This is a genomic window from Pontibacter rugosus (genome assembly GCF_042678745.1).
GTDB lineage: Bacteria > Bacteroidota > Bacteroidia > Cytophagales > Hymenobacteraceae > Pontibacter > Pontibacter rugosus.
In genome coordinates, this window is record NZ_JBHTLD010000188.1 from 1 (window position 1) to 9696 (window position 9696).

At 44.8% G+C, this 9696-nt stretch carries 9 protein-coding genes; all 9 read right to left on the reverse strand.

The window, feature by feature from the left end; genetic code table 11:
• Window positions 1-56 precede the first annotated feature (56 nt).
• Complete coding sequence (locus tag ACFQ2O_RS16930) at window positions 57-563, reverse strand: hypothetical protein (protein WP_377530459.1); 507 nt, start codon at window positions 561-563, stop codon at window positions 57-59.
• A gap of 96 nt (window positions 564-659) precedes the next feature.
• Window positions 660-902 (reverse strand): hypothetical protein, encoded by a 243-nt coding sequence (locus tag ACFQ2O_RS16935; protein WP_377530462.1) that lies wholly within the window; start codon window positions 900-902, stop codon window positions 660-662.
• 108 nt (window positions 903-1010) lie between these two features.
• Window positions 1011-2825 carry a MutS-related protein gene (locus ACFQ2O_RS16940; protein WP_377530466.1) on the reverse strand — a complete coding sequence of 605 codons (1815 nt, stop codon included), beginning with the start codon at window positions 2823-2825 and terminating at the stop codon, window positions 1011-1013.
• Window positions 2826-2851: 26 nt separating this feature from the next.
• Window positions 2852-3283, reverse strand: a complete 432-nt coding sequence (locus ACFQ2O_RS16945; protein WP_377530469.1) for a RidA family protein — start codon at window positions 3281-3283, stop codon at window positions 2852-2854.
• 112 nt (window positions 3284-3395) lie between these two features.
• Window positions 3396-4574: a hypothetical protein gene (locus ACFQ2O_RS16950; RefSeq protein ID WP_377530472.1), complete on the reverse strand. Its 1179-nt coding sequence runs from the start codon at window positions 4572-4574 to the stop codon at window positions 3396-3398.
• On the reverse strand, window positions 4555-5184 hold the full coding sequence (locus ACFQ2O_RS16955) for a hypothetical protein (protein ID WP_377530475.1): 630 nt from the start codon (window positions 5182-5184) through the stop codon (window positions 4555-4557). Before ACFQ2O_RS16955 ends, ACFQ2O_RS16950 begins: the two co-directional genes overlap by 20 nt.
• A gap of 26 nt (window positions 5185-5210) precedes the next feature.
• Window positions 5211-5774, reverse strand: a complete 564-nt coding sequence (locus ACFQ2O_RS16960; protein WP_377530478.1) for an RNA polymerase sigma factor — start codon at window positions 5772-5774, stop codon at window positions 5211-5213.
• A gap of 661 nt (window positions 5775-6435) precedes the next feature.
• Entirely contained in the window at window positions 6436-8013 is a 1578-nt protein-coding gene (gene amaB, locus ACFQ2O_RS16965; RefSeq protein WP_377530482.1) for an L-piperidine-6-carboxylate dehydrogenase, read from the reverse strand.
• A gap of 105 nt (window positions 8014-8118) precedes the next feature.
• The gene (locus ACFQ2O_RS16970; protein ID WP_377530485.1) at window positions 8119-9615 is read right to left on the reverse strand and encodes a Do family serine endopeptidase; all 1497 of its coding nucleotides are present in this window, start codon (window positions 9613-9615) and stop codon (window positions 8119-8121) included.
• Window positions 9616-9696 lie beyond the last annotated feature (81 nt).

Sequence of the window (9696 nt, forward strand, 5' to 3'; positions counted from 1 at the left end):
GTAAATAAGAATGATAAAAGCCAAAAGCTTTATTACATCAACGCTATTTGCAAAACTCAATTCTCACATACTTCACACGAGTTAAAATAGACCCTTCTTCTGCTTTCAATTTTAGTATCTGCTACAATATCAGCAAATGTTATACGCCCGAAACCTTTCTGTTCTTTTGCTTCAAGAGGTAAATTAGCAACATCATTATTTGTAAATAGCACAGATAAACGATATTTACCCTGTTGTTCCCACTCCCTACTTAAATAACGAAGGTGCGAGTCATCAGTTGTCTTCCTCAAAAATTTTCCATATCTGTCAGTAAAAATCTCCAGAAGTTCCAGAGTTTCAGGTAAATTTAGATACAGGAATATATGAGAAACTTTACCGTCCAATGCTAAGTAATGAACACTATCGATGCTTATACCTTTGTACTGCAGCAATTGATCCTTCAGCTTAAGAACTTGGCCTCCATATAAGTTATCTCCTACATACATAAAATCATCAGCTCTGTCTGACACATTCATACCTATGGGTATTCCCATAAAGCCCTCCCCGATCTTTTCTTGGGCCACAACACATATTTGACTTATGAAGAATAGCAACATGAATAACAACAATTTCTTCATTATATAGCTGCTACTGCTTTGCTTAATTAAGTCTAATATTGTTTACCCATTCCGCCTCACAGTACTCACAAAGGCATCTCGCATGTCATTGAAGCGGTTCATGGCTGCTTCTAAAAAAACTTCGTCCAGCAGCTCTTTAGCGCCGGCATCGCCCATCACGTCTGTCTCTCCTATCTTATAGGTTTGTTCAAAGTCTCCTTTTTCCAATTTAATCAGGTACTTACCGTTCCAGCTCAGGAGGGTCACTTTCATGTTAGGGTTTGGGATGTCTGCTACTACTCTCATTACTCTTGGTGCTAGATTTGTGAATGTTTAGGTTAAGCAAGTACGTTTTATACCTGCTAAATGATAGATTAATATTGCTGTCTCTTTGGATAGGACCGTTACAACTATTTATACCTCTTCCTCTATCGCAATTCCCATCAACTGCATCAGTTTACTGGCGTTGAAGCTGCGGCATATGCCTGGGGTTAACTTATAATCAAACCTGATTTCATCGCCGATAATATCGCTGTTGAAGCTGTAGTTCTCAACGCTGCCGTTAAGCTCCTGCTCCATGGCACCTAGCTCCAAATCATGTGTAGAGATAAGCCCAGCTGCGTTGCGCTTGTGTAGTTGCCGTATTAACGACATCGCACCTAAATGGCGGTCGCGCGAGTTAGTGCCTTTCAGTATCTCATCAAGGAGGTAAAAAACAGGCTGCCCCACTTCTGTCATCTCTAGTAACACACGCAGCCGTTTCAGCTCTGCGTAGAATGAAGATGTATTCTCAGCCAGATTATCTGAAGTACGCATGGCGGTATAAACTTGCGCAGGGGCTAGTTCCATACTTGTCGCACAAGCGGGAGCACCCATCAGCGAAAGCACCATGTTTATACCTACGGTACGCAGGAAAGTTGTTTTACCCGACATGTTAGAACCAGTTATGACAATAGCATGCCCCGTGCCCTGCATGTAAAAATCGTTTGCTACAGGGCTAACAGAAAATATAAGCGGATGGGCAAGTGCAGAGGCCTTGTAAAGAAAAGGCTGCTCGCTTAACTGCGGCACCGCATAGTGCGGGTGCGCATGCTGAAAGGCTGCCATACTTGCTAATGCTTCCAGTTCTGCTAATACTTCTAATGTATGCTCCAGCTTCTCCAGGTGCTGCGCTTTCCACCTTTCCAGCCGATACATCCACACAAAGTCCCACATCAGGATGGTGTTTAAAAAGAAAGCCATCAACGTACTTAAGCGGTAAGAGAAAAAATCGATGATGCTGGCCAGCTTGCTCAGGCTAGTAGAAGCATTGATGCCATCGGATGTAAGCTCTTGGTGCAGGTGCTGAAGCCTGGGAGCCTTAAACTGCTCCTGCTCTACGTGCTGCAACTGCTTTGTAAAACTCTGCATGGCTTCGTAAATACCAATGCTTTTATCATAATACTCATCACGCTCTTTGGTAAAGCGATATGCCAACATAAACTGCACCAGCAAAAGGCCCACAGCAATCCAGCCGCTGATGCCACTTAGCCATGCCACAATGGCTGCTACAGTAAGTATAGGAAGTATAAAAACCAATGGCTTCAACCATGCGTGCTGCTGGTAAAAGGCTTTATCTTTAAACCAAAGTATAAAACTTTGGGCAGAGGTCTCTTCGTGCTTGTAGTGCATGGGTAGGGCAATAAAGCCCTGCAGCCACTCCAATTGGTCTGGAGCAGCAAGTTCTGCTACCGCTGCCTGCCGTTGCAACACTTCTTGTGGAGAAGCTGCCTGGCGGAACCACGTAGCCAATTTAGCCCTACCTATACTTGTAACAGACCGGTTCAGCAACTGAAACAACGAGTTCTGACCAAAAACATCAAGGTCCGAAGTATAAGGATGCAGGTCATCTACAAATTCTTTGCCCCCATCGAACTTGCTCAACTTACCTTCCAGTCGCTCAATTTCCTGCTCATTTACCAGGCGCTGCAGGCGCAACTGCTGATGCGAAAACTCCAGACGACTGTGCCAGCGCATGAGCAGCACAAACACAGCGTAGAATACAAGTATGGCAATGGCACCTGCGGCGTTATTACCATTCCTGAACAAATAAAAAGCGACAATGGCACCTACGACAAATACTGCCACACGCAACCACGAAATGGCGCTCGATTTAGAGGCGGCTTTCTTTTCCTGCTCTCCAAAAGCGGCAGCTCTGCTTTTATATAAACTCTCTCTAGCTTCGTTCACGTTATCTTTCTGCAATTTTATACTTGTTATAGAGTGATGATGGTGGCTATGCACTTTAGTTCAATCGCGATGGGGGTAGGCAGTTTATTTACCTCCACGGTGGTGCGGCAGGGCTGGTTATCTTTAAAATACTCGGCGTAGATGCGGTTATAAGCAGCAAAGTCATCCTGCATGTTTGTCAGGTAAACAGTTACATCAACCAGTTCTTCCCAACTAGAGCCGGCATCTTCCAGTATGTACCGTACATTTCTGAAAACGGAGTGGCATTGGGTTTCTATATCATAGCTCACAATGTTTCCGTGCTCATCCAGCTCTACGCCTGGTATCTGTTTAGCACCTCGCTCACGAGGCCCCACACCTGACAGAAACAGAAGATTGCCCACACGCCGTGCATGCGGATACAGCCCCACTGGCTCCGGTGCTTTGCTAGAGTTTAAGTTTGCGTTCTCGTTTGCCATAACCAAATATACATCTAAATAAATATCGAATTAGGTCTACGCATAAAAACAGGAAGAGCCGACCAATGGCCAGCTCTTCTTTCACCTTAAACAAACTATTTTATCTCTATCCTTATCTTGTGAATTTCACATCCCCATATTTAGACACGATATTGACTGTGCCTTTAGGCGATGCGCCACCAAACTTGCCTTTATACTCTGCTGAAGTGTAGTCTTTTTCAAGGGACGTTATAGTCACCAGAGACTTATCTACATTGAAGTTTGCAAACTGCACATTCACGGCAAAGTTGAAAGCGGAGTTATCTTCGAAGTTTAAGTTAACCGGTGTAAAGCCGCTATCAAGCGAAACCTTGCGAATATTTTTGCTGATGTTGTCAATTTTGAAGGAGCCATACTTTACTTCCAGGTCAATGACCTCTTCTAAATTGCCAATTTTAAAGTCGCTATACTTGGATGTTCCCTGCAGGTTATTTGCTCCGTCTATTTTCATATTAGAAAAGGCAACCTGCATATTTCCGCCGCTTATATAAGTGCAGCTGCCTGAGCTATAAGCAATTTTTAAAGTGTTGCCTGTATTAGTAAGCCTATCGCATTTCAAGGAGCCATACTTAAGATCTATGTCAGCTTTACCTTTCATGGAAGCCAGGTAAATATCACCAAAGCTGTTTTTTATGGCAACTGCGTTTTCAGTAGGCATGTAAATGGTATAGTTAATCTCTACCCCTTTATTGTTGTTGCCATTGATACGCATTGGCTCACGCTTGGTCCGGAACGAGAATGTGTTGCCCTCCCGGTTTTCCAGCACCTTTATATTATCCAGTATCTCCTGAGCCTTAGCCTCGTTGCCGGCACGGGCAATAATGTCGACCTTCACCCTGATTTCATTTTTTTCCCAGGTGTTAACGTGTACTTTGCCCCATTCATTCTCAATGTTGAGTATGTCTTTGGAATTTACCTTAAAAGTTTTGTCAATTACCTTCCGCTTTTCAACATCATAGGCAGCGGCATCTCCTGTTTGATACACCATGGCCATCTCCTGGATGTCTTCCAACTGCTCTAAAGTTTCCATAGACCCAAGCGAAGCCAGGACTTTCAGTTCACTCAGGCTTTCAAGCCCTTCTAAGCTGCTAACCAGCTTGTCTAGCTTCAGCTCAGAAAAAACGCTCAGCCCAGAAAGGTTGATAGTAACGTCGGGACACGGCTCTTGCTTTTTATCCTGTGCAAGTACCAGCGTGGGTGCCAGTGCAAGCACTAGCGTATAGCGTAGAAAATTATACATTCGTCGCATCATCGGTTATAGGTTCTGAAGTAGGCTCTTGTTTCATTTGTTTAATACGCTGGAGTACTTCCAGCTGTCGGTTCAGCACTTTAATCCGTATCTGCAGATTCTGGATCAGGGCACCAACTATTTCGTCTGTATTCGGGTTTGTATAGAGCTGCTTTTTAAGCTCTGTGTAGCTTTTGTCTAAACGTGCCAGCTCCTGGTCTATCTCCTGTTGATCGTCCAGCCCCAGCACTTTTAGATCATAAGCACTTAACTCTGATTTTTTCTCCTCTATCTGACTAGCGTAGTAAGCTTCTACCTCTGGCAGTTCAGGGGCAATGGTGCTTATGTGTTGCGTAGCGGCAAGTGTATTGGCTGTATCAGGTACTTGCTGCTTCATTAGGAAGATGGTAAGGCCACAGCCCAGTAGCAGCACAACGGCCGCCGCTACACGCATAAAGAAAAAGTCTGCGCTAAAGCTGGCTCTATCGCCAAACTTTATGTTGATTACTTTTGCTTCTTTCTTCTGTTGTTCGGGCAACTCTTTGCATATCTCCTGCCAGAGCTCCTGCCGGGGTTCGAACACGTCGAACTCATCCCGGTTGTTCTGCACAAAGTCTTCTAATTTATCTTTCATGATATAAGTCTGTCATCCGTATTGTACTAAACTCTTGCCATCAGCTGTGGCTCTTTCATTATCTCAAGCAGCTTTTTCTTAGCCCTGCTATACTGCGACTTTGATGTAGACTCCGTTATGCTTAGTATTTCTCCTATTTCTGCATGGTCATATCCTTCCAATAAGTATAGTGTCAGCACAACCCGATATCCATCCGGTAGTTTTTGAATAGCCCGATGCACCTGCTCTAACTGCCACCCATCATCCTCATCGCATACTTCATCAGGCACATGAGCCACCAGCTTCTCTTCTAAGGGCACTAACTCTGAGCGCCTTTTACGAACTGCATTTATAGCAGCGTTTACTACTATTTTTTTAAGCCAGCTTCCAAAAGAGGCATCGCCTTTGTAGCTATGCATGTTCTTGAAAGCACTTATGAAAGCTTCCTGTAGCACATCTTCAGCCTCGGCATAATCATTGGTGATACGCATGCTCACGTTGAACATGGCTTTAGCATATAGCTTATACAGCTCATACTGCGCCTTATGATCACCGCTCTTGCAGCGCTCCACCACATGGTGATTCACATCCTGATAGCCAAGTTTCTCCAAAGTTTTCTGCTTGTTCTGTTAAGCCTGCTTTTAAGCTACATCATTCTTTCTTACCTCCTTGCCTCTCTCATTCTCTGCACTAAAGACAAGCGCGACAGCACGAGGTTGCATGAAGTTGCAAAATTTTTTCAGATCTTTTTCGTTAACCTGCTTTTCCACACTATCCACAGCTGCTTGTGGAAAAACAGCTCTAGCCGTATCTTCTTAATCTGATGAATGTTATACTACACCCTAGCAGATAACATAAGAAACAATTAGTACTCAGGAGTAGCTACAAGAGGATTAAATGCAATTCTGAACATTAGTTATCAACATATCCACATACCTTTTATTCACAATTGTGGATAAGTACAGAAAAGACGTACCGGAGCTGCTAAGAAGGAAGTGTAAAATGGGTAAAAGCACCGCCAACAGGGCATGAATGAGAAATAGATGTAAATGAACATGAGTTTACAGCGTGATTGCGGGTAAAATATGTATACTTAATCTATCTAATGACACAGCTATACTTTATGCACAGGTATAAAAAAAACGCCAGCTCCGTAAAGAGCTGGCGTTTTTTGACTCGTAAGAATTATGACCGGCAGGATTGGTATGAATAACTTCGGATAAATGCTTCGTGCATCTTGGATATCATCTATAATCCTGAAAATCCTGATCCTTAGTCCATGATATCAAACCGTATGCCTTGGGCTAATGGAAGCTCGCGGCTGTAGTTTATGGTATTGGTTTGGCGGCGCATATATACTCTCCAGGCATCAGAACCTGACTCACGGCCACCACCTGTATCTTTTTCACCACCAAAAGCACCACCTATCTCTGCTCCGGATGTACCGATGTTCACGTTGGCAATGCCGCAGTCGGAACCCCAGTGGCTCAGGAAGGCTTCTGTCTCTAACAGGTTTGTTGAGAAGATAGAAGATGATAAGCCTTGTCGAACGCCGTTCTGAAGTTCAATGGCATTTTCTACGTCACCTTTATACTTGATCAGGTACAGAATAGGAGCAAAAGTCTCTTCCTGCACCATCTCGTACTGGTTTTGGGCTTCTACAATGGCAGGTTTTACGTACGTGCCGGTTTCGTAGCCATCACCGCTCAATACTTCGCCGCCGGTTAGCAGGGTTCCGCCTTCCTGCTGTACATTCTCCAAGGCAGCTGTGAAGGCCTGTACAGCCTCTTTGTCGATCAATGGACCAACCAATGTGGTGCTATCCAGCGGGTGCCCGATAGGCAAGTTAGGATAGATTTTGAGCAAGCGTTCTTTTACCTGCTCATAGACATTCTCGTGGATGATAAGGCGGCGTGTAGATGTACAACGCTGTCCGCAGGTTCCAACAGCCCCAAATACGATGGCACGAAGCGCCATCTCAAGATCAGCATTCTCCGTTAATATGATAGCATTGTTACCACCTAACTCCAGCAACGACTTACCCAAACGAGCGCCTACAGCCTCTCCTACTTTTTTGCCCATACGCGTAGAACCTGTGGCAGAAACCAACGGTATACGCTTGTCGTGGCTCATCAGGCTACCGATTTCCGCATCTCCAATCACCAGGTTAAAGATACCTTCCGGCAGTTCATTCTCTGCCAATACTTCGCGCAGAATGTGCTGGCAGGCTATACCTGTTAAAGGTGTTTTCTCGGATGGTTTCCAAATAACCACATCTCCGCAAACAGCAGCCAGCATGGTGTTCCAGCTCCAAACAGCCACCGGAAAGTTAAAGGCAGAAATCACTCCTACAATACCTAGCGGATGATACTGCTCATACATACGGTGCTGCGGGCGTTCAGAGTGCATGGTATAGCCATGTAACTGACGTGACAAGCCTACTGCAAAATCACAGATATCGATCATCTCCTGCACTTCTCCCAGTCCTTCCTGATAGATTTTGCCCATTTCGTAGCTTACTAACTTACCCAGCGCTTCTTTGTGCTGGCGAAGTTTATCTCCTATCTGGCGAACAATCTCACCTCGTTTGGGTGAGGTTACTTTGCGCCAGCTCTTAAAAGCCTCCTGCGCCGTTTGCACTACTTTTTCATAGTCTTCGGGCGTAGCCATGCTCACAGTTGCGATTGTATTACCATCGGCCGGAGAAGTGATGGTACGCGTTTGACGGCCTTCCTGCCCTCCCCAAACCAAGCCGGTGCTATAGGCAGGGTTTGTCTCTTTTACACCCAACTGCTGTAATACATCGGTTATTTCTTTGGTCAGCGGAAGCGCATCTATCGTCTGTTTCATGCTTTTATTTATTAAGATTAAACACAAGGCTCTTATACAAAGCTAAAAAATAAAAAAGCTTCTGCAAGGTTGCAGAAGCTTTCTATACTTATATGTTATGGACTATTAACCTTTTCCTATTGGATAGTAGGCTTTCAGGCCATCTGGATACATACCTTCAATGTATACAACACCGCCATCAAAGTTCTTCAGGTATTTCTCTACATCTGATGGCTGATTTACCTCATACTTGTCAATACGGGTAATAATAAAACCATCTTTCATACCTGTCTCACGGAACTTGCTACTGCTGATGCCTGATATTTTAGCACCGCCGTCGATACCGAGTTTACTCATTTCCTGCTTTGATACAGGCTCAAAGTTCGCTCCTTCAAAGGTAATTGCCTTAGCGTTACTGCGCTTCACCAGCTCTGTACTGTTGTTAAGATTACGCAGTGTTACGTTGGCAGACTTGTCTTTACCGTCGCGGATATAAGAAACCTTCACTTTATCACCAGGGCGGTAGCGGGCAATTTGCTCCAGTAACTGGGATGACTTACCAACGCGTACTTCGTTGATAGCTGTAATTACGTCTCCGGTTTTTAGGCCAGCTTCTTCGGCCCCGCTTTTCTCCTGCACCTGGGCAATATAAACACCATTAAGTGTTTTCAGCCCTTTTTCTTTGGCAAAAGTAGCGTCAATTTCCTGAATAGAAGCACCTAATAAGGCGCGCTGTACTTCTCCATACTTCAGCAAATCATCTACTACCTTGCTCACGATAGAAGAAGGAACAGCAAATGAGTAACCGGCAAAAGATCCTGTTTGAGAGGCTATAGCCGTATTGATTCCTACTAAGTCGCCATTCAGGTTTACAAGAGCACCACCAGAGTTACCTGGGTTTACGGCGGCATCCGTCTGAATAAAAGATTCAATGCTCATATCTTTGTTCGCACTGGTACGCAGGATGTTGATGTTACGCCCTTTGGCACTTACAATACCAGCGGTAACAGTAGAGGTAAGGTTCATAGGGTTACCTACAGCCAGCACCCACTCACCTACGCGCAGTTCATCAGAATTACCGTAGCGGATGGTAGGCAGTTTCTCGGCCTCAATCTTCAGCAGAGCAATATCTGTGGTTGGGTCCGTACCTACCAGCTTGGCTGTGTAGTTACGCTTATCGTCCAGCACCACTTCAATTTTATCTGCTTTATCAATTACGTGGTTGTTTGTAACGATGTACCCGTTAGAGGCCACGATCACACCTGAACCAGAGCCCATCTGTGGACCTCGCGGCACCTGCTGGCCAAAGCCATCGCCAAAGAACTCGCGCAGGAACGGATCCATTTGCCCGCTATAGCGGTCAGAACTACGCACGCTGTACTCCGTCATAACGTGTACAACTGCAGGTGTAGACACTTGAGCAGCATTCACAAAGTTCAGGCCCTCCGGCACTGCTACGTTACTGCTACGCATATCGCTTGTGTAGCGCACTGTTGGGTATTGCTGCTCGTCCTGCACATGCATTACATTACCGTCTTCCAGCAGCTTGTAGCTACCCACAGCCACACCACCGCCAACAACGGCCGAAAGCGCAACGCCAAGTATAAACTGTTTCGTTTTCATGTAGTTAGCTTTAATCTTTATTTTTATATCTAATATTATTGATTCCCTATATTCTAGTTTAGTAACGTTACAACTTTATAC

Coding starts and splice junctions, on each gene's coding strand:
- ACFQ2O_RS16935 (WP_377530462.1), bottom strand. CDS start 902: ATGAGAGTAGTAGCAGACATCCCAAACCCTAACATGAAAGTGACCCTC.
- ACFQ2O_RS16945 (WP_377530469.1), bottom strand. CDS start 3,283: ATGGCAAACGAGAACGCAAACTTAAACTCTAGCAAAGCACCGGAGCCA.
- ACFQ2O_RS16950 (WP_377530472.1), bottom strand. CDS start 4,574: ATGATGCGACGAATGTATAATTTTCTACGCTATACGCTAGTGCTTGCA.
- ACFQ2O_RS16955 (WP_377530475.1), bottom strand. CDS start 5,184: ATGAAAGATAAATTAGAAGACTTTGTGCAGAACAACCGGGATGAGTTC.
- amaB (WP_377530482.1), bottom strand. CDS start 8,013: ATGAAACAGACGATAGATGCGCTTCCGCTGACCAAAGAAATAACCGAT.
- ACFQ2O_RS16970 (WP_377530485.1), bottom strand. CDS start 9,615: ATGAAAACGAAACAGTTTATACTTGGCGTTGCGCTTTCGGCCGTTGTT.